Here is a 24,396-nt window from a genome sequence, read left to right as displayed (position 1 = left end):
ACTGCAACTGCTTTTCTATTCTTGCATGGTGTACCCAACACCACGCACGGTTTTAATGTAGCTTTTTTGACCTTTTACATCAAGCTTGCTACGTAGATAACGGATATAAACATCCACGATATTGGTCTCTGTCGCACTTTCGTACTTCCAAACACTTTCCAATAACTGCTCACGAGTCAAGACCTTCTTGCTTCCCATGAGAGTGGCCAAAAGGTCATACTCACGGCGCGTCAGAGCAATCATCTCCTCGCCACGATAAACGGTATGATGTTCTACATCCATACGTAGGTTGCGGTAAGACGTTGGAACCTTCATCTGACTACAGTGTTGGTCAATGAAGTCCCGACCTCGGAAAATCGCTGAAATACGAGCTACCAGATTGTCAATAATCACTGGCTTATAGATGTAAGAAACGGCGAAGCGCTGGATTGTCTCAATCTGGTCTTGCAATTCTTCGCGATGGTCCAAGACCATAATCACTGAGGCTGGTTTTGTCCGACTCAGCTTGTCTGCAAAATCCTGGGCCGTCATATCCCCCAGATGAGCATTCAGTAAAATCAAGTCATAATCTGTCTGGAGAGCCATGGAGAGGGCTTTTTGCCCCTTCTCTACAAGATCAACACGGTATTGCTCTTTTTGGAGTTCCAGACTGAGAAAACGAGCGAGATTTCGTTCTTTCTCAAGTAATAAAATCCGTTTCCCCATGGCAGACCTACTTATTTTTCGTCATACCAAGAGTAGTGGAATGTTCCTTCTTTGTCTTTACGTTGGTAAGTGTGGGCACCAAAGTAGTCACGTTGTGCTTGGATTAAGTTAGCAGGAAGGTCTGCTGAACGATAGCTATCAAAGTAAGTAATAGCTGCTGAGAAGGTTGGCACTGGTACACCAGCTTGAACAGCAAGAGCTACGATATCACGAACTGCTTGTTGGTACTTAGCAGTAACATCCAAGAAGTACTCATCCAAGAGAAGGTTTGCAAGGTCTGCATCACGGTTGTAGGCATCTGTGATCTTTTGCAAGAAACGAGAACGGATGATACAGCCATCACGCCAGATAGAGGCGATGTCTGCAAATGGCAAGTTCCAGTTATTTTCTTTAGAAGCCACACGCAATTGGGCAAAACCTTGTGCGTATGAGATGATTTTTGAGAAGTAAAGGGCTTGACGAATCTTTTCGATCAACTCAGCCTTGTCACCTTCAAATTTGAAGGCAGCTGGTTTTGGAAGAACCTGGCTAGCATGCACACGCTCTTCTTTGTATGTAGAGATATAGCGAGCAAATACTGACTCAGTGATGAGTGATAATGGCACACCAAGGTCAAGTGCTGATTGGCTAGTCCATTTACCAGTTCCCTTGTTACCTGCAGCATCAAGGATATAGTCTACGATTGGCCCATCTTGACCTTCATCGTCTTTGCGACTCAAGATATCAGCTGTGATTTCGATCAAGTAGCTGTCCAATTCACCCTTGTTCCACTCAGTAAAGATTTCTGCCATATCTTCTGCAGAAAGACCAAGCAAGTGTTGCATGAGGTCATAGCTTTCTGCGATTAATTGCATGTCACCATACTCGATACCGTTGTGAACCATTTTCACATAGTGACCAGCTCCATCAGGACCGATATAAGTCACACAGGGTTTGCCATCTTCTGGTGCTTTGGCTGAGATTTCTTCGAGAACATCAGCAACCAATTCGTAGGCTTCTTTTTGTCCACCAGGCATGATAGAAGGACCTTCAAGGGCACCTTTTTCACCACCGGAAACTCCAGTACCGATAAAGTTGATCCCTGAGTTTGCCAATTCTTCATTACGACGGATGGTATCTTTGTAGAAAGTGTTTCCTCCGTCAATCAAGATATCACCCTTATCAAGGTGTGGAAGAAGGGCTTGGATAGTTGCGTCTGTACCAGGTCCAGCTTGAACCATGAGCATAATACGACGAGGTTTTTCGATTGAGTTTACAAAGCTTTCCACGTCATAGCTTGGCACAAAGTTCTTTTCAGGATGGCAAGCAATCACGTCTTCTGTTTTTTCTTTACTACGGTTGTAAATGGCAACTGTATAACCACGAGATTCGATATTTAGGGCAAGGTTACGACCCATTACGGCCATACCTACAACACCAAAGTTAGCTTTTGTCATGTGACACTCCTCTTATTTCATTTGTTTTATTTTATCATTTTTACCTATGAAAGGAAAGAATTTTGTAACGGACTCCTAATAGTCCAAGTCATCTGCATGACCAGAACCATTCCCTACAAAGTAACCCGTCTTACAGTTGAGGGTGAAGAGGTAGGTTCCATCCGGTTTGTAGAGGTTGTAATAGCCGTTTCCGTTTACAATATTGACACGTTCGAGAATGTATTGGTTGCCAGTGATGTAGCCACGTGCACGTGATGTTGCTAGGATCTGTTCCAATACACCATCTGCAAACGTCCAGGCAGGATTGTTGCTATCGTCTACAGCTGATTGGTTATACGGTACACGACTAAGTCCTCTCTGTAGATTTACACCATCACCAGATAAACCACCATTTGTATCTCTAGCTGGTGCCGTAGTGCTTGTTGAAGGCGTCGTACTGCTTGCATTGTTTTCTGTAGCGGAACTTGAACTTGCTTGACTTGAGCTGGAACTTGAGCTGGAAGCACTGGTTTGTTGGCTCTTACCAAGGCTAATCGCCTGAGCTAACAGTTTATCAAGCTCTGTATTTCCCGTTTTAACTTCCGTGAACTTAGCATCCGCCTTGGCTTTAGCATTGGTATCCAAGACACCGTCAGTAATAGCTGGACTTTCAAAGAGGGCATTGATATCTTGAATGGCCTTGATTTGAGTTGCTAGGCTATCGTATTTTGACTTAGCTAGTGTATAATCACGGCTACCTTCTAACTTATCTAGCAAGTTTTTTAGCTGGCTCAACTTATCGAACTGGCTATTTTTTAAAGTAGTCTTATTGGCATCTGTATAGAAGGCATCATAAAGCGTATTGAACTCTTGCAAGTCGGTTTGCGATTCTTGATTTCCTGAAGATGCTTGAGAAGACTGAATTTCTTGGTTTGAACGAGATACCTGACGGTAGACATAATACGTCCCAGCAAGAACAAGAATCGCAGCTACCACAGAAACGATAGTAATCAGACGTTTCTTTTTAGAGCCTGTTTCAGGTTCCGTCTGTACTGATCGTGATAGGGAAGTATAGGTTTCTTCTTGTTCCTCATTTTCCTCATTCATTTCCTTGGATGCTGTTTCTGTTAAAACGAGAGGCTCTATTTCAGTACTTTCTTCATCTTGAAGTGGAGGAACAAACTGAGTAGTTTCTTCATTGTCTATCTCTTCAATAGATTCCTCAGATTCCTCGGAAACCACATCTGAACCTTCTACCTCTCCAGAAAGTTCACTTGTTTCACGAACTTCTTGGATCAATTCCTCTAAGTTTCGAGTAGAAGCCAATTCTTCTTTTTCAAACTGACGAGTTTCGAACTTATCTGCCTCGATCTCTTCGCGATGCTGTTTGATGTATTTGTCCAAGATATTGTCTTCAGGCAATACTCCAGCCTCAACCTCTTCATTCTTACGAATTGCTTGACCAACAGTCAAATCTTTTGCTTCGTCAAAGTCGAATTGTGGCTCTTGCCGTTCTTTTTTATGACGATCATGTCTTTTCTTGCTCATGAGTTTACCTTTCTATTTTACCTCTTGGCGTTTCACACGCTGACCAAAGTATTGATACAAATCCACTTTCAAGGTCCCGTTATAGAGTTTTCGTTTTTTATCTGCTGGACTTCCGTACTTACTTTCAAAAGCTTCGTCACTCGTCAGGATAAACTTACTCCAGGTTTTCAGTGGTGCAAAGACCTGTCCCATCTCAGCATAAAGTTTCGTAACTCCTGCATCATCGGACAAGCGCTCCCCATATGGTGGATTGGAAATGATAACGCCATTGATCTTGTCTGAGCGCAAATCTTGTACCCGCATTTGCTTAAAGGTGATATCTCCTGCAACACCTGCTGCTTGGGCATTTGCCTTGGCAATTTCTACCATACGAGCATCAATATCACAGCCCATGATATCCAGCTCTATCTCACGATTGATTTTCTTAGCAGCATCAGTACGGACCTCTTGGATTAATCGATCGCTGACCCAGTTCCATTCCTCAAAAGCAAAGGAACGGCGAAGACCCGGCGCCATCTTTCTAGCAATCATAACCGCCTCAATACAGAAAGTTCCTGAACCACAGGTCGGATCAATCAAAGGCTTATCTGGATACCAGTTGGAAAGTTGCAAAATGGCCGCTGCCATATTTTCCTTGATAGGAGCTCCACCTTTTTCCGTACGATATCCACGTTTAAAGAGGCTAGAACCTGTCGTGTCAATCATAACAGTTGCCACATCCTTAAGAATGGACACCTCGATCTTAAACTCAGGACCAGTTTCCATCAAAGGAACTCCTTCCGGGCGGGCATAGTGTTTTTGTAATTTCTTCACAACAGCCTTCTTGGAAATAGCCTGAACACTGGGCTCGTTGTGGAGTTTAGACTTCACACATTTTGCCTTTGATATCGGGAAACGTGCTCCTAGCGGGAGATAGTTTTCCCAATCTAGAGCAAAAACGCCTTGAAAAAGCTCTTCAAAAGTCTTAGCTGGAAAACTTCCGACTACAATCTTGATGCGATCCGCTGCACGAAGCCAAAGATTGGTCTCAATGATTGCCTTCACATCTCCTTGGAAGCGGACACGCCCATTTTCAACTTGGCAATCATAACCAAGTTCTCGCACCTCACGTCCAACGACTGCCTCGAGGCCCGCCGCAGCAGTTGCGATTAAATTAAATTGTTCTTTCATTTCTAGTCTTGCAAGACCTTTCTCTTGTTCACTTTAAAAAATGAGGTTGAGAAAGATTTCTCAGCCCCAACCTATATGCAATTTTCTATAAGCCATGTTTTGTTCCAGAAGTGACTAGGACCACTTCCTTCGATAATCATCTGTCTACCGCTAACAGCATGGAGCTGCTAGAGGTCAGAGTACTACGTTCGTTTCCGTGCACTCCATGCCCCGACCAAAATTTGGGTTGCTAGCTTGAGGGGTTTACCGCGTTCCACTCTCTCCGTTTCCAGAAAGACTCCGTCACTGTGGCACTTTCAAGCCTATTCTGACCTATCCGAAGACTTAGCCATTTCGACTGCCGTAACGATCACTCGTCCCTAGGCTTATGGATTCGCCTAGCACAAACACTACAGGCATCACAGCCTGTGCTAGCATGGACTTTCCTCATGAAAAGAGAACCTCTTCACGCGATTATCCAAAAATTGCATTCATTCCTTAGTCAATTATCAATCTTGATTGTCTAAGATTTGCTTACCAAATACTTCTTTTTCGAGACGATTTAAGCGTTTCAAAATATCAAAATTTGTCATTGAAGTAGAAGCTGTTACTTCAATAGAGTCTGGTTGAGTTGGAGCTACCTGTGGTTTATGAGATAATTCTTCCTTCAAATCAGCAATCTCTTGACGAAGGGATTTGACCAAAGCTGCGTAGGTTTCATAATCCTTAATCACATCATCTAAGAATTCATCGACCTCTGCTCTGCTATATCCGCGTACTTCGCGTCCAAACTCTTGTTCAAAAATATCTTTTGCTGAAAATATAATACTTGCCATGTCTCTCTCCATTCTGGGTTACTAGTATTATTATATAAAAAAAGGCAAGTAAAAATCAAGGTCAAAGGGTTACTTTTCAGAAAAATTTTCTGCTAGTTCATTTAACTCATCAAATGTTAATTGCCTTGTAACATAGTCCGCTTGATTTTTCATCATTTGGTAAAAATATTGTAATTTAGTTTTGTTTTCCTCATCATAAAAAAGATAGCAAATATCTGTGTTCTCCAGTAAAAATTTCTGATAATCACGTAGTTGTCCCTTGTGTTCATATTGTGGATAGGCATATTTGACAAAATCAACTTGCTTGAACTCATTCAACTTCACTTGATTGGCTTCATTCCAATTACTGCCATGAGTTTCAAAATCAAAAATAGTCGCCAGCTGAAATCCATAGTCTATTTTCATGTCTTTCGCCACCTGAAGCACCCAGTACTCAAAGCCCAGAGCCCCAGTAAAGACAAGCCAGGTCACCCCTTCCTCTGCTAGACGCTCTAAGTCTCTCCGAATAGCTGTTTTGATAATATCAACGCGAATATCCTTGTCATTAAAGAGACCAAGGTCGAAGGCAGAATAACCTGAAATCAAGGCTGTTGTCATTTTTAACCCTTTCTTTGTAAATTTATGATATAATAGAGTGATGTTATTGTACCAATAAGGAGAATTATGGTCAACTATCCACATAAAATTTCATCACAGAAGAGACAAGCTCCCCCATCACAAACTAAAAATTTCGCAAATCGGGGAATGTCTTTTGAAAAGATGATCAACGCTACGAACGATTATTACTTGTCGCATGGGTTAGCAGTGATTCACAAGAAACCGACTCCCATCCAAATCGTACGTGTCGATTATCCCCAACGAAGTCGAGCCAAGATCGTTGAAGCCTACTTCAGACAAGCTTCAACCACAGACTATTCAGGGGTTTATGATGGATATTACATCGACTTTGAAGCAAAGGAAACTAGGCAAAAACATGCGATTCCGATGAAGAATTTCCATCACCATCAGATTCAGCATATGGAACAGGTCCTTGCCCAGCGAGGAATCTGCTTTGTCCTTCTTCACTTTGCTTCTCAGCAAGAAACTTATTTATTGCCGGCTGTTGACCTGATTCGTTTCTATCATCAAGATAAGGGACAAAAGTCAATGCCACTTGGATATATTCGAGAAAATGGATATAGGATTGAGCTGGGTGCCTTTCCCCAGATTCCCTATCTCGATATTATCAAAGAACATTTACTAGGTGGTAAAACAAGATGAACAAACAAACTATCCTGCGAATAGCCAAATATATCAGTATCTGCTTCTTAACTGTATTTATCGCAGCTATTATTCTAGGCGGAGGTCTCTTTCTCTACTATGTTAGCAATGCTCCAGCCCTATCTGAAAGTAAGCTGGTCGCTACAACGTCCAGCAAAATTTATGACAATAACGATGAACTCATCGCTGATCTTGGATCAGAACGTCGAGTCAATGCGCAAGCAAACGAAATACCGACCGATTTGGTCAACGCTATTGTTTCGATTGAAGACCATCGCTTCTTTAATCACCGAGGAATCGATACTATCCGTATCCTAGGTGCTACCCTACGAAATCTTCGTGGTGGCGGAGGCCTTCAAGGAGCTTCAACTTTGACGCAGCAGTTGATCAAGTTAACCTATTTCTCTACGTCAACTTCTGACCAAACCCTTTCTCGTAAGGCTCAGGAAGCATGGCTCGCCGTCCAGCTAGAACAAAAAGCGACTAAACAAGAGATCTTGACCTACTACATCAACAAGGTTTACATGTCAAACGGAAACTACGGAATGCAGACGGCTGCTCAAAGTTACTATGGCAAAGACCTCAAAGATTTGAGTATCCCTCAATTGGCCCTCCTTGCCGGAATGCCTCAGGCTCCAAACCAGTATGATCCATACTCGCATCCGGAAGCCGCCCAAGAACGCCGTAATCTCGTCCTCTCTGAGATGAAGGGGCAAGGTTACATTACAGCCGAACAATACGAAAAAGCGATTAATACTCCGATTACAGATGGACTTCAAAGCCTAAAATTGGCTAATAGTTATCCTCCATACATGGATAATTACCTCAAAGAGGTGATTGATCAAGTTGAACAGGAAACAGGTTACAACCTTTTAACTACGGGTATGGAAGTCTACACCAACGTTGATTCTAAGGTCCAACAACGTCTCTGGGATATTTACAATACGGACGAGTATGTCAACTATCCAGATGATGAGTTACAGGTAGCCTCTACTATCGTTGATGTCACAAACGGGAAAGTCATTGCCCAATTAGGTGCTCGCCACCAATCAAGTAACGTTTCCTTTGGAATAAACCAAGCTGTAGAAACTAACCGTGACTGGGGTTCTACCATGAAGCCTATTACAGACTATGCTCCTGCTTTGGAATACGGCGTTTATGATTCAACTGCTGCGATTGTTCACGATAGTCCTTATAATTACCCTGGAACCTCTACCCCTGTCTATAACTGGGATAAGAGTTACTTTGGAAACATAACACTCCAGTATGCTCTCCAGCAATCACGGAATGTGCCGGCTGTAGAAACGCTAGAGAAAGTAGGACTCGATCATGCCAAGACGTTTCTAAATGGACTCGGTATTGACTACCCAAGCATACACTATGCTAATGCTATTTCAAGTAATACAACTGAATCTGACAAAAAGTATGGAGCAAGCAGCGAGAAGATGGCTGCGGCTTACGCTGCTTTTGCCAATGGCGGTATCTACCGCAAACCTATGTATATCAATAAGATTGTCTTTAGTGATGGCAGTTCAAAAGAATTCTCTGATTCTGGTACACGTGCTATGAAAGAAACGACAGCCTATATGATGACAGATATGATGAAAACCGTTTTGGCATACGGAACTGGTCGAGGAGCCTACCTCCCTTGGCTACCACAAGCTGGTAAAACTGGTACGTCAAACTATACAGATGATGAGATTGAAAACTACATTAAAAATACGGGTTATGTAGCTCCGGACGAAATGTTCGTTGGCTATACTCGTAAATATTCAATGGCCGTTTGGACTGGTTACTCGAACCGCCTTACTCCTATCGTTGGTGATGGCTTCTATGTTGCTGCTAAGGTTTACCGTTCGATGATGACTTATCTATCTGAAGATGATCATCCTGGTGACTGGACTATGCCAGAAGGACTCTACAGAGGTGGAGAATTTGTCTTTAAAAATGGTGCTCGTTCTACATGGACTACACCTGCTCCACAGCAAGCCCCAATACCTGAAAGTTCTAGCTCAACATCTGAGAGCTCGACTTCACAGTCTAGCTCAACTACTCCAAGCACAAATAATAGTACGACTACCAATCCTAACAATAATACGCAACAATCAAATACAACCCCTGGCCAACAAAACCAGAATCCGCAACCAGCGCAACCATAACATTTATCACCCAGAGTATTCTGGGTGATTTTTTCATAGCAGTATCGTATTTATATGATTAGCAAAAGCCTGAGAAGAAATCTTCTCAGGCTTTCTGCGTACTATAAACCTCATTGGAAAAGATGAGAAACTGATTTTGTAATCTTGTTAAGAGGTTTTGTTGAATACTAGTCTTTCTTTGTTTTTGCTACAAAGAGGGCAGATAGGGCTAGGCTAACACCTGCTAGGAAGAGGGCTGAATCAGATTGACTCTCACCAGTTGCTGGCAAGATTTGTTCAGCTGTTTCTGATCTAGCTATTTCTTGCTTATAATCTGGCGTCTTACCTTGATCGGAAGCTAAAGAGCTAAGTTTAAACTCAGGTTTCTCTACTGTTGGAGCGGCTTGATCGCCTACTGTCGATAATGATCCTGTGTAGGCTGGAAGTTCATGTACCAAGGCTTCAACTGCATTGACACCACCTGTAAATTCAGGCTTCTCAACTATCGGTGCTGGTTGGTCGCCTACTGTTGCTACTGGGCCTGTGTATTCTGGAAGTTCATGTACCAAGGCTTCAGCTGCATTGACACCACCCTTAAACTCAGGCTTCTCAACTGTCGGAGCTGGTTGGTCACCTACTGTTGCTACTGGGCCTGTGTATTCTGGAAGTTCATGTACCAAGGCTTCAACTGCATTGACACCGCCCTTAAACTCAGGCTTCTCAACTGTCGGTGCCGCTTGGTCTCCAGCTGTTCCAAGTGGGCCTGTGTATTCTGGTACCTCATGTACTGCCGCTTCAACCGCATTCACACCACCTGTGAATTCAGGAACCTCAAGAACGGGTGCTGGTTCTTCACCCTTGCTTGATTGAACCGATTCTTCTGTTAATGCTTGATGGAAGCTTGCCAATTCATAAAACTCAGCCTTGCCGCCTTCCCAGACTAATTTGACGTCTAGAAGAGAGCCACCATTTCGGATAGCGAAGGTTTGGAGACTAGATGTAATGGCACCGAGGTCTGTCCAACTGTCTTGACCATCCTTGAGTGTTCTAGCAAGAATGCGTGCTTTCGCTCCTTCAGGAAGACTGGAAACGAGACGAAGGTGGTTGGCATTGGTTGGCTCAGATAAGTGATACACCAATTCGCCCTTGTCTTTTTCAGACTTGTAGCTGGTCAAGACTTTGCCGTCTACAAGATTATTGTAGAGGTTGCCTTGGCTTTCTCCACCGTTTCCTTCTACTGTTGGATCATTGATTGGTTTGACAAATTCACCGTCATTGATCACTAATTCTGTAAAGCCTACAAACCGGGCATCATAGTCTGCCGTATAGAGGACACGGAGATAGTTAGCTTTGACTGGTGTCGTCAATTCACCTTCGATGTAGCGATTTCCTGGCATCTTAGAATCATGTGTCCAGCCATCTGTTAGAGAATCATCGTGTTGGCTATTGGCCACACCATCTCCAACTGTGACAACATCTGTCCAGGTTTTACCATCTTGGCTGACTTGGATCTTACCATCACGAAGGTAGTTTTGAGTTCCGTCTTGGATATAAGCTCTAATCTTCTTGATGGTGCGTTCGTTGCCAAGTTTCAAAGTCACGTGGCCATCTTTATGAGCATAGTCTGAAAACTCAACGAAGTTGTTGTAAACACCATCAAATAATTGATCTAGGTTGTTCAGTTTACGAACATCATTGCTTCCGTATGTTGGATGAATGCCCATAGTTGTAGATTCTAGTTTGGTTGGTTGCACTTCTTTAGTCGTCACAAGGAGAGAAGTAGCTGTAACAGCTTGTTCCTGATCTGTTTTGTTGACTAGACGCACATAACGTACCAAGTGGCTTGCTACAGATCTATCAGTCAACTGGCTAGCTGGCGTCCATTCTTGCGCATTTGCTGAATACTCTAGGCTAAGAGCTGGGTTGGCTTGACCTTGGAGCTGGATGCTCTTGACCTGATGGATACGGTCAAGTTTCATACCTAGATAGCTATGGGCAGGGAGTTTGGTTCCAGCTGGAATTTGAAGCTCATAATGTCCCAAGCTATCCACTACCGGCGTTTCCTTCAAGGCATCGACGTTTGTGTCCGTTAACTCACTGTTTCCAGAGCGTGTCTCAACAGAGAAGTCTTGGATACGCCACCAAAGGTCGAGTGCCTTAGTATTGCGTACTCGGATATAACGAGCATTGATAGCTCTAGTCACTTCCTTGGTTTGCTCACCTGATAGGCGATCCAACTCTTGCCATGCAGTTCCATCTGTAGAATACTCAAGCACACCTGCAGCAAGTTTATCACCTGTTCCTTGACGAAGGCGAACTTTAGTGACTGACTTGACTTCACCGAGGTCAAGTTGTGCCCAGGCATCTACTGGAGTGGTATTGCTACCATCAGCATTTGCCATCATGGCTTCTGTATTGTCCTTGCCATCAGTGATTTGACGAGCTGAGGTATTTAGTTTGTAAACTAAGTTTGAACTTAGACTAACTGTCGTTGCTTGTTGGCTACGAGCTTTTTCAACTGGACGGTTGACTGCAATTTCCTGAACTGCAAACCAGGTATTTTCACGATCTGCTGTCGCAATCATGCGAACTGCCTTGGCCTTGATAGTGAGATTCTCAAACTTAAGAAGGGATTCATTTCCGACATAGCTTGGCTCTTTCAAGGTTACCCAGTTGTCATTTTCATCTTGATACTGCACTTCTGCCTTACTAAAGGTATCACGTGGATTTGCCTGCGTTCCCATTGCAAAGGTCAAGGTTTGGATAGCTACCGGCTTGTTGAACTTCATACCAATATAATCACCTGTCTTGATGCTGTTTGGTGATTTAATAATCGCATGAGTTGCCAAATCACCATCCGTCACTTCTGCCAAACCACCTTCTACACCTGTTCGATTGGTGATAAAGGTGCTGATGATTTGATCTGGATGCAAGACTTTTTGAACTTCAGACGCTAGAACTTCCTTCAAGGATAGGATAAATGGACGAATATGTTGAACACCCAATTCAGCTTTTTCCATATGGTCTACATAATGGAAGGTACGAGTTTGAGACTGTTCGTAGAACTTCAATCCTTTATAGTAACTATCCCAAAGCTTAGCTGCATCGTTTGTAGCCATGGCTTCAGTTCCTGTAAGGAAGGCATCGAGAGCATTCATTTGGTCGATTGCATTATCCAACCAATAGTGGATTTGCGCAACCATCTTTTGATCGCCTGATGCTTTATAAAGCTCAGCTGCTTCTTTAATCTTGGCAAATTCTGCACGCAAGGCTGCACGTTCAGCAGTCACATCCTGACCTGCTTTGAGCTTGGTCATGAAGTCTGTTAATTTTGGAGCTAAGTCTACCGATTCTTCTAGTTTGACGACACGATTATCCATGTTTTGGTTGATCATGTGCTTACCAAGTTCGCGGAAGGCTGCTGATACCTTGCTATCTTCAAAATGACCATTCTCTACAAAGTTGAAGGCAATATCATTGATTTTCTTAGCTTCTTCTTCTGATTTCCACTGTTTCCATGAGTATTGAGCTCCTGAAAAGAGGGCAATCTTAGATGGTTCAGACTGTTGCATTGGGTTCAACATGATACCAGATAGCAAGCTTGGATCCACATTTGGATGAAGGAATTTCTCACCACCACCTAGAATCAAGTGTTGCTTAGAGTTATCTGTTACAGGCCAGTTAATCCAAAGTGAAACTGGGCGATAGGTCTTGCCACCTGCGGATAGATTGTTCTTGAGAGTTGAAAGGAAGCTTTCAGAGACTTCACCCCAAATCTTACCACCCGTCAAGGTCATGGATGTTGAACTTGGGAGATTTTCATTGAGGGATTTCAACTCATCTTCACGTCCATTACCCCAATACTGGCCAGGAACAAAGATCATTTCTTTACGAAGACCGCTGTAGGTTCCCTGCATTTCTGTCAACCACTTGGTCATATCTTGCATCAAGCGGTTGTAGCTATTGTAGCCTCCGACTGGGCTTGGAGCATCATCTGCAAGGATACCAAATTCACGGACACCCACTTTCATCAACTGGGTAAATTTGGCCTTGATGGTTGCCAAATCTTCTTGGTAATGCGCTTCATTGCCAAAGCGGATACGGTTGTTCATGAATGGATGGATGGTCCAGACATAGCGGGTTTTACTTTGATTTCCAACACGAGCGAGTTCACGAATTTCAGCTAGTTTTTCTTCTGGATAGAGTTCACGCCATTTCTTGTTGTGGTATGGATCATCTTTCGGTGCAAAGAAGTATTGGTTCAATTTCAAATCGCCACCAAAACGCATGAGCTCTGCACGATCCGCATTAGACCATGGATTTCCATAGTAACCTTCGATGAAACCACGGTTCTTGAGCTCTGCGTAATCTTCTACTGTCACATTGCGAAGGACTGGAACTTGACTTTCCTTGAGCATATGTTTTAAGGTTGTCAAACCATAGAAGACCGCATCTGTGTCTTTTCCGACGATGGAAATCGAATTATCCTTGATGCTCAAGACATAGGCGTCAATCTTTTCAAAGAGGCCTGCTGAAACATTGGACAAGTTTTGTTCTGCTTGTGAACCTTGTCCATGCACTCCAAGATAGATATTGGTTGCGCCAGCGATTGCCGCCTTACCAGTTGTATAAGATACTTGATTGTCCTGCAAGACACTCTTCAAACGATTGCGAGTATAGATATCGAGTTGATTGCCCATAACCAGATTGACTTGCTTACGAAGAGCCGTAACACCTTCGCCATAGGTTACTTTTTGTGGCGTTGGAAAGACCTTGTACTCTTTCTTGAGGTAGTCTGCGCTCTTGCTAGCAGCTGCAATGCTGTCTTCACTAGCTGGTTTACTTGCAGTGAATTGATCTGCCAATTCAACTGTTCCATCACCGGTTTGGTCTACTTTTGGTTTTTCAGGTGTAGTTGGTTTTTCAGGTGTAGTTGGTTTTTCTGGTTGACTTGGTGCAGGCATTTCTTGCTCTTCTTTGACAGGTTTTAATAGATGAACTTCAGCTGCACTTGCAAAACCACCAACGCCTTCCAATACTTTCAACTCAATCTTGTTGGTATCTACCGCCGCAAAGTTGACTGTTTTTTCTTGGGCGTTGTTGTCCCAGCTTCCTTCTGAAACCTTGACCATTTGGCCATCTTTTTGTGCGTAGATTTCGTAGCGGGTAACGACACCATTTCCACCACCTGGACGTGGGAGATACGTCAAGCCATTGACTTTTTCTGCTTCTTTCAAGGTCATAGTAAGGGTGTATGGCGCAGTGTCACCAGTCCACTTAGTATGCCAGAAGGTATTTGGATCATTGTCAAAGGCCTTTTCAACAGCGCCTTCAGTCGCGTTTCCTGGAAGTTGCTGACTGCTTGCCGTTGCCGTAATCTTATCATTTGAAATCAAACGAGGATTTACAAATGGTTTGTCTGACAACTCTGCACTATGCAGGATCCCTTTGAAACCACCGATGCTTTCAAGCGGTAGAACCAAGCTATTGTGGGCAAAGCGTGGATGCGCAGGATCCGCGATACGCTCGATCTTTTCACCATCCACATACACTTCAGTTGATTGTGGTTTGGTTACGATAGAGATTTGATAGCGTTTGTTCTTTTCAAGTTTTTTCTTGAATTGGATATGGAACTGTTCAAATTGATAAGCAAGGTAGCCGTCTTCATCAGCTAGATAGATACGGTTGTCCCCACTTGTTGAGAAGGTTTGTTCCCCGTCTCCAGTGACAGTCACATCAAACTTCAAGACGTGACTTGGACCAACATCACCTGCTAAGCCTTCGATGCTGCTGTCTTTCTCAAAAGCCAATCCCTGCTCGCTTGTCTTCACCTTCTTGCTTGCATAGTCCTTCACTGTCTTAGGATTGATGGTAAACAAATCACTTTGATCAATCGCTCTATCAGGATTTGACTGTGGCGCATAAGGGCTTGTTGGTAGGGTGCGTTCTGCAAAGGTCGCAGCTGCACGGTCAGATCCCCAAGTCCGCTCTGCAGTGGTTTGCATGCTCTTGAAGAAGCGTTTAAAGATATCATAAGAGGTCAAGCCTGTCTCATGAAGGTCGATATTGTCATTCCAAACTGCGTGCCCACCACCAAGGATACTTGGATGAGAAGCTGGTAGAAGTGGACCTCCACCTGTTCTAAAATCATTCGGTGTCCAGCTGTTATACTGGCGTTCGTAGTTGGCATAGTCCCCGTAGGCTGCTTGACTATTGCTTCCACTTGGGACACTATATGTCGGCACATCCGTGATGTTAATAATCTTAGCTCCCTGAGCAATGGCTTCATTTGGTCGTTGCCAGCCAATGCTCCAGATATCAACTTCTACTCCGTTCCAATCAACAGGAGTGTTCCCACGTTTCGCACTGAGTGAGCCCCAGATACGAGGGGTATAGCCTTTTCCTTTAATGTATTTGATAAGATCATTGACATAGCGACGATAGCTTTCTCTGCTACCATAGTATTCATCCGTTCCGATATGAACAGTGGACACGCCATGAAGCGGTGCCTCTGGACCATCGAGGAGTTTGTCATAGACTGATTTGACAAATTTAAGAGTTTCTTCGTATTTATTGTCTAGATCGAGCATGGCTACGCGCTCGACATTGTGCTTGCCTGCATAATCGCTCAGGCCGCCTTGATACATGAGGTCTGGGCGGACTTTGACAAAGGACAAGGCATGACCTGGTGTGTCAATTTCTGGCACTAGGTTGATATGCAAGGCCTTGGCAAGTTTAATCAGATTTTGCATTTCTTCTTTGGTATAATGCTCATCTGATGTTAATTTTTGACCATTCTTACCGACAATATCTGTCTCCACACGGAAACCAGTCTTGGCATGTTCAAGTACATACTTGAGTTGTTCTTCTGGACTTAAATTCTTACCTGCCAAGTGTTCCTTAAGGAAGATATAGTTATCATTAAGGTGCAACTGCAAGTCGTTCATCTTGTAGTAGGCCATGTTGAGCATGATGTCTACAAGGGTGTCATAAGGGATAAATTTACGACCTGTATCCAGCATAAAGCCACGGTGGCTGAAACTTGGGAAATCACGAATTTCGCCATTTTGTAGATCTGTTTCTCCCATTTGAAGAAGAGTCCGAGTGGCGTAGAAGGCTCCTGTGTTCGTTGCAGCTTCGATGGTAATCACATCATCTTGGATAGTGATGCCATAGCCTTCCTTGCCATAACCTTTGTTTTCAACCTTTTTAAACTCGATTCGTTTTTGAGCCTGTTTGTCACCTGTTGCAAGTTCTAATCCACGGCTAGCAAGGTCTGACTGGTAGAAGGTTGCAGCCTGATCAAAGCCAGAATCTCCTGTCGCAAGGACTGTATCTGAAGTGATAGAAGATTGGCCTTCTTTCCCATACCATTGTTGAACAGCTGGTGCTACTTTTGGTTTCACACCCACACCTTCGTCCTGATGTAGACCCTTGATGACTACTTCAAACTCTTTGGTAAAGGTATGACTGTCTCTGATTTGTTGGACCATGACCTTGACGCGTTGATCTGTCAAAGGTTTATAGATACGATTTTGAAGGTCAATTACACCTTGTTTATTGCTACCGATAAGACTGACTTTTCCTGGTAAAGTTGGTAAGACAAGGGACTGTCCATCTTCTGCTACTGTTAGTTCTGTTACTTGGCGGATATCCGTTACCTTACTATGGTCCGGAACGTTAGAATAAGCTCGGATTTCTTGGATTCCAACGTTTCTCCAGCCCATTGTTCCCGCTTGGTAATCATTGACCTCCAATTTGAGGTACTTAGCGTGGATACTTTCAGCTAGGTCAACTTTCTCATCTAAGACTGGAACTCCAGTTTTGGTATGAGCGAGTTTCCATTGTTTTTCTCCGTTAGCGCCCACGTCTTCTTGACCTGCGTAGTAGAGACTCCAAGATTTGATATTGGGGTCATTCTGCCCATTCCGAAGACGACGATCCCAGTCAATTTCTACATGTTTGATCAAGGTAGTCTTTGGCAGAGTTAGTTCAATAGTTGGTTTTGGTACATCTTTGTCTGTAGCCCAACGAGTATTGTCATCTCCGTCGATAGCCTTATCCACAGTAAAGTTGGTACCAGTCTCATGGTTGCTCGCCTGGGCAGTAGCACCCTCGAGGTGGTTGACATCTTCTCTATCTTCGATTTGCTTTTCAGCTGGTTTTGGTGCGGGCGTAGCAGTTTCAGCTGGTTTATTGTCTACCTTTGGTGTTTCAACCGGTTTCGGCGTTCCTGCTGGCTTAGGACTTGCAGGACTTGTCTCTGGTTTTGCCTCTTCACTTGCTGGAGGATTGGTTCCCTCATCAGTCGCTGGAGTTTCTTCATGACTTGCTTCTGTTGCAGCTGCTGCATCCGCCTTTTCAAGCGCAGCGGCTAAATCATCTGGTAACTTATCCAGGGCTTCAACATGGGTAATACTTCCCTCTGTTTCTGAAGGCGTTGCTGTTTCTGCTGCCTGAACCATATTGGCTCCAAAGATACTAGCACCAATCATAACAGAGGCTGCACCGATTGCAAATTTTCTTATACTATAGTGACAGCGTTTCTCAAAAAAATGTCTATCCATCTTTCTCCTTTTCCTTTCATCCGCTTACATGAGTAAGCGGTATCATTTCTCCTTTGAAAAAAGGAGAGAACCTAGAGGTCCTCTCCGGCTGTTTAATCCTATTTGATTCTAGTTCTTTTTGACTGCTAAAATCAAATCTCATTAATCTTCTTTACGTTTTGTCGTAAGAACAGCAGCAGATAAAGCGATACTCACACTTGCTAAGAAGAGGGCTACTTCTGAGCTGTGCTCCCCTGTAGCAGGTAGTTTTTCTTCATCTTTAGCTCCCGGAGTTTTGGTATCAGCTACTGGACTTGGAGTGAGCGGGTACTCAGGTTTTTCAACTGTTGGAACTGCTTGATCTCCAGCTGTAGCCAATACACCTGTGTAGGCTGGTTTCTCGTTTACCAAGGCTTGGACCGCATTGACTCCTCCCTTAAACTCTGGGACTTCATGTACAGCTGCTTCAACTGCATTAACCCCACCCTTGAACTCAGGGACTTCATGTACAGCTGCTTCTGCTGCATTGACACTACCCTTGAACTCAGGAACTTCGTGTATAGCTGCTTCCGCTGCATTGACTCCACCCTTAAACTCAGGGATCTCATGTACAGCTGCTTCTGCTGCATTGACGCCACCTTTAAATTCAGGTACATCAAGAACTGGTGGTTGTTCTTCACCCTTGCTACTTGTTGGAGCATCTGGTTTCGTAGCAGAATCTTTTAATTGGTTGAGATAATCTGCGAAGTAGGCTACCATTCTTTCCGTTAAGAGATGGTTATCCGTCGCATATTTCATGCTTGCCTGAACGCTAGCTACTTCCTCTTGATTTTCTTTGTCTGTCAATTTCTGAGCCTTAGCCAAAGCTGCTTCATAAGCTGACATGTCAAGCGGTGTTTCTGCTACCTGTGGACGGGTAAAGATGAGTTCCGCTGCAGATTGGTATTTATCGCCACCATCTCCGTATGTCTTGGTACCTGTAAGGACAATTTTCTTAGCCTTAATTGTCTTGCCAAAGTCAATGTCTTTTGGTTTGTTGTTATCTGGCCAATCAGTTGCAGTGAAAGTATGTTCCTTACCAGACTCATCTGTCACAACAAGTTTTACATCACGCAAGTTCCCATTTGAACCTGATCCTCGTGGAACATAACGAAGTCCAGTGATTTCAGTAGGTTCTTTCAAGACCATAGTTGCAGGCTTGCCTACATCTCCTCCATTCCAAGATGTATGCCATAGGCTAGATACATTACCATCAAAGGCATTCTCTAGGCCTTCACCTGGTTGAGCTGGCGCATCCAAACTTTCAAAGTCTTCTGCTACCAAGGCTGTTTTCTTCTGAACCAAAGCATTCTTCAAAGCTTCAATCTTGGCAATCTCTGCACGCGCTTCTTCCACGCTAATGTCATCATCTGCCTGACTGAGGTTAAAGACCGCCTCTTTCAAGGCATCCATAGACTCTTTGGTGTAGTTGGTCATGGCTACAGTTGGCAAGTAGTTCTTCAAAGCATTTTCTGTCAACATCTTACCTGTTAGCGTAATTTCCTCGATGTGAAGATTGTCCATCATGAAGTCGTTGTAACCACGGAAGTTGGCATTTCCGCCAGAATCTCCACGAGTATTGCTTGCGTTTCCAGTTGAGTAGATACCTACCCAAGTATCGCCTGTTTCTGCACCTGTCACGAGGAAGGTTGCCTTCTTGGCTTTCTTAGAATCCGTCCAAGTATTTGGCAATTCATGCATTTCCAAGTCGCTAGCTTGAGTACCACGACGACCTGACTGGAATTCTCCCTTACCGACTACAAAGGCATAGGTATTGTCAGAGCCTGCTTCGTATTCAAAGGTTACACGGTAAGTCTTACCAGCTTCAAAACGGAAGTTTTGTGGAATAGTTTGGTAAACCAAGTTACGACGGCTCACTAGTCCATTTGTCTTCAATGACCAATTTCCATCGATAACATCATCGACTTTCTTACCGTTCCAACCACGTTGTGTATATGGATCGTGTTTTTCAGACAAGTGAGTGCGGTTGTCTTCGACACCTTCGACACCACCCACTACAAATGGGAAGATTCCTTGAGCAACATTTTCAAAGTCTTGTTTGAAGGTTCCTTGACCTGTATCGTGCTTGTCTCCATACATGCTTGAATTATTTTCAAAGGTACGAATTTCATCAAAGTAAGTTGCTTCATCACCAGCTTCACGACTCAAAGTCAGAGTAACATTTGATACGTCCGATCCAGTTGTAAAGAAGGCGTACATGTTTTGGAAGTAACTTGTATCATCAACTGTAGCATTTTCACGACGATTGTTATGAGCATATGCTTTGATATAGTTGAGAGCGAGTGACTTATTGGTATAAGTAGTCACTTCTTTTTCGCCAGTATTCACTGTGATACTTGCCTTAGCATTACTACGGTTATCAACACCGACATAAACAGCATACTTGGTATTTGGTTTCAAGCCAGTCAGTTTCTGAGTAAGGCTGACCTTGCTCTTATTGCCTTGGATACGAAGCATTTCATTTGCGCCTTGTGATTTGACAATTTCTGCCTTAGAAGCATCACCAGAAATGGTCCAGTGTTTCAAGGTTCCACTGTTAAATCCTTGGTCATAGATATGCATGCCTTCGCTCCATGACATTTCAGGATTGGTTTGTTTTGAACGGTAGAGAACGTATGGTTGATTAGCTAGAAGGTCTAGGGTAATCTTGCCATCTTTTACAGTTAGTTCTTGCTCTTCTGTCTTACCTTGGTCAGTTAGCTTGTAAAGGTAAACCTTGCTCTTTGCCCAATCACTCGGAAGGGTCCAAGTTGTTGCACCGGCCTGCGTATTGAAGTAGTACATTTTTTCCTTATCAGTAGGAAGTTTCTTACCATTCGCATCCCAGTTCCAAGGAGTCAAGTAAGCTGAACCATCTTGGATGATACGTCCGTTGAGCGTTACTGTACGTTCACGGTACTGTAGGCTATTGACATCATTAGACTTACGAGTTACAACAACCTTGTTACCTGCTGCATCGACTAGCTCAACCTTCATTTCTGGAGTCCATTTATAGGTGCTACCGTTATCGGTCATGGTAACTGGTGTACCATTTTCCCATTTACTTACAGTGAAGTGTTGGAAGTACTTAGTCATGACGTCATGGGCAAATAAGTTGGTTACATAGCCATTGTAATCACTCCGTCCTTGCCATCCTTCAAAGTCTTTCATGCTGTAGCCACCTAGAAGTGGGTAATCTGCTGCACCACCGTAACTTCTATAGTCCCCTACCCAAGCATCTTTTTGATGGTTACGAATAAAGCGCGTGATGGCACTGTTGATACCTTTATTGGTGTAGCCACCATAGGTCAAGTCAGCTGCCCAGTGATGGAAGGTAGAATCGTACTCACCACCGTGTCCCCACTCGATCGCAAAGCGCCAGCCTTGTTTATTGATTTCTTTTGCAAGAACGTGGGTAGCCCAGGCACCGTTATCACCTGATTGACCATTACCCCAAACGTCCACATAGATAAAGTCGAGACCTTCACCAAGTTTTTTCTTCAAGTCTTCCCAGCGAGCCAAACGTCCATGCGCCAAGTCATAAGCAGCATCAATGTTGATACCTTGGTCTAGCCAGTTCCAGCCGTAGCTATAGCTTCCATCTGGATTCTTACGAAGAATTTTTTCATTGAAGTACTTAGACTCAGGATAAGTTTCTGAAGCGTTAACGTGGATACCTAGATGAGCTCCATATTTCTTAGCCTTCTCAATTAGGGTCTTAAAGTCTTCAACACCACCGATACGCTTACCAATATCAGCATAATTCAAGTGACCAGAGTCATGGCCTTCGCTACCATATCCTTTAAGGAGAACACCTTGTCCTAGACCATCTGTGTGAAGATTGATCTTCTTGATACCATCCAAGGTCATAAGGAATGGGTTTTGTGCTTGTGAGCCAAAGTTCATCGCGATACGATAAGCTGTTATATCCTTAACTTTTTCCCAACCTTGAGGGTTGTTCATGATGCTACGATAAGCAATGGCACCATCCTGCCAGTCGACTTTCTTGTCCGCATTGGCATCTTCAGTGATAACAACCTTGGCACTTGGAAGTTCCTTAGTATACTCTGGGAAGACAATGCCCTTATAAGCTTTTTCCCATTGCCATTCAGAGCTATGAATTCCAACATAGTTGGCATTTCCGACTGTTTCCTTGTAAGCTGTCAAACGAGTCCAGTCATAAGAACCTCCACCGTAGCTGTTTTGAGAGTTGCTCCAAACACCTGCAGCAAGCTTATATGTAGAAACAAATCCATACATGTAACCCTTGGCCAAATCCTTCATTGGATTGGTTACATCGATATGATCATCTCCGCTAACATGGGTATTGTTTGACATGGTTGCCCCATCAAACTTAGCACCAGCTTGATCACTCGAAACAGAGACTAAAGCATTGCCAAGGAAACTAATAGAAGAAAGTAGTTTTCTTTCGTCATCAATCTTTTGACCTGGAGTGACTTGATTGTGGTTGACAATCTTGGTCACATCAAAGTGCAATTGATTGTCCACAACTTGCAAGCGTACTGTCATTTCCGCATTGATAAGATTAGCATCATCGCGAAGCTTCATCAAGTACTCTGCTGTTGTCTCATTGATTTTTTTGTAGGTAACTTCAGGGGTGACTTCGTGTTTGTTGATAAATACTTTATTGAACTGTTGCACCTGTCCTGGCAAAGTATGACCATTCAGCGTGTATTCTTTGACACGAGGGAAGGCTTGGTCAATCACTGCCTTGAGGACCTTGGACTGGATCGTATCATAAGTCACCTTGCTATCGTCAACAACTGGACCTGTTTCTTTCTGGGCAGGAGTATCATCTGCTTTTACACCTTCTTGATTGTCTGTTTTAACGCTGACAACTGTACGCTCATTGCCATAGGAACCAGCTTTTAGGACGATTTTCTTCTCATTTTTGAGAGTTTCATTAACAGTTGCTGGCAAAGTGACCGTATCAAAGAGTTTCTCATCATTATTCGTTGCATTGAGTTGTCCATCTGACTTGAGGGTAATTGATAGGCGGTTAATTGATCCTGTCTCAGGCGCTGCTACACGGCCCCCCTTATACCAGGTGCTATCGGTTGGAGATTTATACTCCCAGAACCAGCCATCTTTGTCATAACCAACAAAAACATTGTTCTTGGTATCTTTAAATTTCAAGAAGACACCAAAGCGTGATTTGCCCTTTTCAGAATCATCTTTGAAGGTTAAATCAACCGTCGCATTTCCATTAGCGTCAACTGTCAATCCTTGTTTTTCAAACAAGGCTGGTTTATCGCCATTGTCGTTCTGTGCAGTTGAAGACAATTGATTGTAGCGGACACCCTTTTCTTCACGAACAGTAACTGTTCCCTGCTGTTCTTTTTTTGCTACCGTTTGCCATTCAGGGGTTACTGTCTTAGGTGTTTCAGGTTTAGCAGCTGCAGGTTTGTCCTCTTTTGGTTTTTCTTCAGCCGGTTTTTCTTTCTCTTCCAAGTCTGCTGGTTTCACACTTGAAATTCCCTGTATGTGGTCTTGGATCCATTTTAGTTGAGCTGGTGAGAAGAGAATGCCTCCGCTCCGTTTTCCAACTACACCATTTTGGTGAACACCGACTAGTTTGCCTTCTGTATCAAAGATACCGCCACCACTAGCGCCTGGTTTCCCTCCTTGGTAACCAATCCCTTGGACACCTTCTCCGTATGGTTCCGCAAAATCAACTGTAGTATTGACAATCGGATTCAATTTCCCTTCTGGATAACCAAAGACATGAAGTTTATCTCCGATTTTCTTAACTACTGGCTTTTTAGTTACTTCAACAGGCGTATTTTCGAGAACTGTACGCAATCTCACAAGGGCCAAATCATTTTTGAAGCCCTTCAGGTAGCCTTCACGATCCCAATGAATAATATCTTTCTTGCTAAACTTGACATCTGGCAATCCTGGATAAGAGATACTATAGATATCTCCATCCCCTTGATCATTGTCCACAACCTTACGGATATTGCCGTCTTGACTGTCCTTGATAAAGTTATGAGAAACCGTCAAGACAAGGTCTTTTGCAACGACAATACCGCTACCTTCTCCTGATGGCGTCTTAATCTTAACAGTCGCGCCGTAGTTTAATTCCCCATTGGTAGTCTTAGCCACATCTTCTGGGACAAGCTTCCCAGTATCTTGGGCCAATTGATCCTTGTCAACTTCGCGCCCATTGTCTTCAGCTTTCTCCAACCTATCTTCTAATTCTTTTGGCAGATTGCTTGGCTTTTCAGACTTTTCTTTTTCTTGAGCCAACAACTCTTCTTCTGTTTGTGGGCCTTCAGTAGTTTCAGCTGAACCAGGATTCTGAGCGGCAGCTTCCTTGTCAAAATCGTGCCCCTCATCACTAGCCTTTTTATCCAAATCAGCTAGTTCACTTGGCAAATTATCTGTTGAACCAACCCTTGCTTGATCAGCCAATACTGGGGCAGTCGCAAAGAAAGTCGCTCCAATCATCACCGAAGCTACCCCAAGCGTAAACTTACGAATACTAAACTTACAGCGTTTTTCAAAAAATTGTTTATCCATAAACTCCTTAATCCTTTCACTCAACAGTAAGCGTTTACATTTCTTTTTTTAAAAATACTCCTTTCTCTGAAAGTACCGTGCTTAACTGTCATAAATAAAAAATAATTATGCTTTTAATATAACAAATAATATCTAAGAAAGCAATAGGAAAAAGGAAAATTCGCAAAAATTTCTTAAGATGTCCTAAATTTAAAAGCTCGCTTTAAAGATATAAAAA

General features: G+C 43.4%; 10 protein-coding genes and 1 other RNA gene. 2 read left to right on the top strand and 9 right to left on the bottom strand.

The window, feature by feature from the left end; translation table 11 throughout:
* Nucleotides 1-15: 15 nt before the first annotated feature.
* The 7 genes from M1F56_RS01575 to M1F56_RS01545 form a co-directional block, all read right to left on the bottom strand.
* Entirely contained in the window at nt 16-705 is a 690-nt protein-coding gene (locus tag M1F56_RS01575) for a response regulator transcription factor (RefSeq protein ID WP_247916647.1), read from the bottom strand.
* Between the two features lie 11 nt (nt 706-716).
* Nucleotides 717-2,141, bottom strand: coding sequence for an NADP-dependent phosphogluconate dehydrogenase (gene gndA / locus M1F56_RS01570; protein WP_247916646.1), 1,425 nt, complete (start codon nt 2,139-2,141; stop codon nt 717-719).
* 75 nt (nt 2,142-2,216) lie between these two features.
* A complete protein-coding gene (gene mapZ, locus M1F56_RS01565; protein ID WP_084941073.1) occupies nt 2,217-3,668 on the bottom strand; it encodes a cell division site-positioning protein MapZ in 1,452 nt (483 codons plus the stop codon).
* 12 nt (nt 3,669-3,680) lie between these two features.
* Nucleotides 3,681-4,838 (bottom strand): THUMP domain-containing class I SAM-dependent RNA methyltransferase, encoded by a 1,158-nt coding sequence (locus M1F56_RS01560; protein WP_247916645.1) that lies wholly within the window; start codon nt 4,836-4,838, stop codon nt 3,681-3,683.
* Nucleotides 4,839-4,921: 83 nt separating this feature from the next.
* Nucleotides 4,922-5,303, bottom strand: an RNA gene (gene rnpB, locus M1F56_RS01555) — RNase P RNA component class B.
* A gap of 23 nt (nt 5,304-5,326) precedes the next feature.
* Nucleotides 5,327-5,653: a cell division regulator GpsB gene (gpsB, locus tag M1F56_RS01550; protein WP_247916644.1), complete on the bottom strand. Its 327-nt coding sequence runs from the start codon at nt 5,651-5,653 to the stop codon at nt 5,327-5,329.
* Between the two features lie 69 nt (nt 5,654-5,722).
* Nucleotides 5,723-6,250, bottom strand: coding sequence for an SLOG family protein (locus M1F56_RS01545; RefSeq protein ID WP_247916643.1), 528 nt, complete (start codon nt 6,248-6,250; stop codon nt 5,723-5,725).
* A gap of 66 nt (nt 6,251-6,316) precedes the next feature.
* Here M1F56_RS01545 and recU point away from each other — a divergent pair, with 66 nt between their 5' ends.
* Nucleotides 6,317-6,913 (top strand): Holliday junction resolvase RecU, encoded by a 597-nt coding sequence (gene recU / locus M1F56_RS01540; RefSeq protein ID WP_000248760.1) that lies wholly within the window; start codon nt 6,317-6,319, stop codon nt 6,911-6,913.
* The gene (gene pbp1a, locus M1F56_RS01535; protein WP_247916642.1) at nt 6,910-9,072 is read left to right on the top strand and encodes a penicillin-binding protein PBP1A; all 2,163 of its coding nucleotides are present in this window, start codon (nt 6,910-6,912) and stop codon (nt 9,070-9,072) included. The genes recU and pbp1a overlap by 4 nt, the downstream gene beginning before the upstream one ends.
* A 167-nt stretch (nt 9,073-9,239) precedes the next feature.
* Here the strand turns inward: pbp1a and M1F56_RS01530 are convergent, their stop codons facing one another.
* Together M1F56_RS01530 and M1F56_RS01525 are read right to left on the bottom strand one after the other, a co-directional pair.
* Nucleotides 9,240-17,618 (bottom strand): SIALI-17 repeat-containing surface protein, encoded by an 8,379-nt coding sequence (locus tag M1F56_RS01530; protein WP_247916641.1) that lies wholly within the window; start codon nt 17,616-17,618, stop codon nt 9,240-9,242.
* A 141-nt stretch (nt 17,619-17,759) separates the two neighbouring features.
* Nucleotides 17,760-24,179, bottom strand: coding sequence for a SpGH101 family endo-alpha-N-acetylgalactosaminidase (locus tag M1F56_RS01525; RefSeq protein WP_247916640.1), 6,420 nt, complete (start codon nt 24,177-24,179; stop codon nt 17,760-17,762).
* Between the last annotated feature and the right edge of the window lie 217 nt (nt 24,180-24,396).

It is taken from the genome of Streptococcus oralis (assembly GCF_023109005.1).
GTDB lineage: Bacteria > Bacillota > Bacilli > Lactobacillales > Streptococcaceae > Streptococcus > Streptococcus oralis_BU.
The sequence above is the reverse complement of the archived record's forward strand: the minus strand, read 5'-3'. Positions and strand labels throughout refer to the sequence as shown.

Bases quoted from the DNA above. Each gene is read 5' to 3' on its own strand.
- M1F56_RS01575 (WP_247916647.1), bottom strand. From the start codon at position 705: ATGGGGAAACGGATTTTATTACTTGAGAAAGAACGAAATCTCGCTCGT.
- gndA (WP_247916646.1), bottom strand. From the start codon at position 2,141: ATGACAAAAGCTAACTTTGGTGTTGTAGGTATGGCCGTAATGGGTCGT.
- mapZ (WP_084941073.1), bottom strand. From the start codon at position 3,668: ATGAGCAAGAAAAGACATGATCGTCATAAAAAAGAACGGCAAGAGCCA.
- M1F56_RS01560 (WP_247916645.1), bottom strand. From the start codon at position 4,838: ATGAAAGAACAATTTAATTTAATCGCAACTGCTGCGGCGGGCCTCGAG.
- gpsB (WP_247916644.1), bottom strand. From the start codon at position 5,653: ATGGCAAGTATTATATTTTCAGCAAAAGATATTTTTGAACAAGAGTTT.
- M1F56_RS01545 (WP_247916643.1), bottom strand. From the start codon at position 6,250: ATGACAACAGCCTTGATTTCAGGTTATTCTGCCTTCGACCTTGGTCTC.
- recU (WP_000248760.1), top strand. From the start codon at position 6,317: ATGGTCAACTATCCACATAAAATTTCATCACAGAAGAGACAAGCTCCC.
- pbp1a (WP_247916642.1), top strand. From the start codon at position 6,910: ATGAACAAACAAACTATCCTGCGAATAGCCAAATATATCAGTATCTGC.
- M1F56_RS01530 (WP_247916641.1), bottom strand. From the start codon at position 17,618: ATGGATAGACATTTTTTTGAGAAACGCTGTCACTATAGTATAAGAAAA.
- M1F56_RS01525 (WP_247916640.1), bottom strand. From the start codon at position 24,179: ATGGATAAACAATTTTTTGAAAAACGCTGTAAGTTTAGTATTCGTAAG.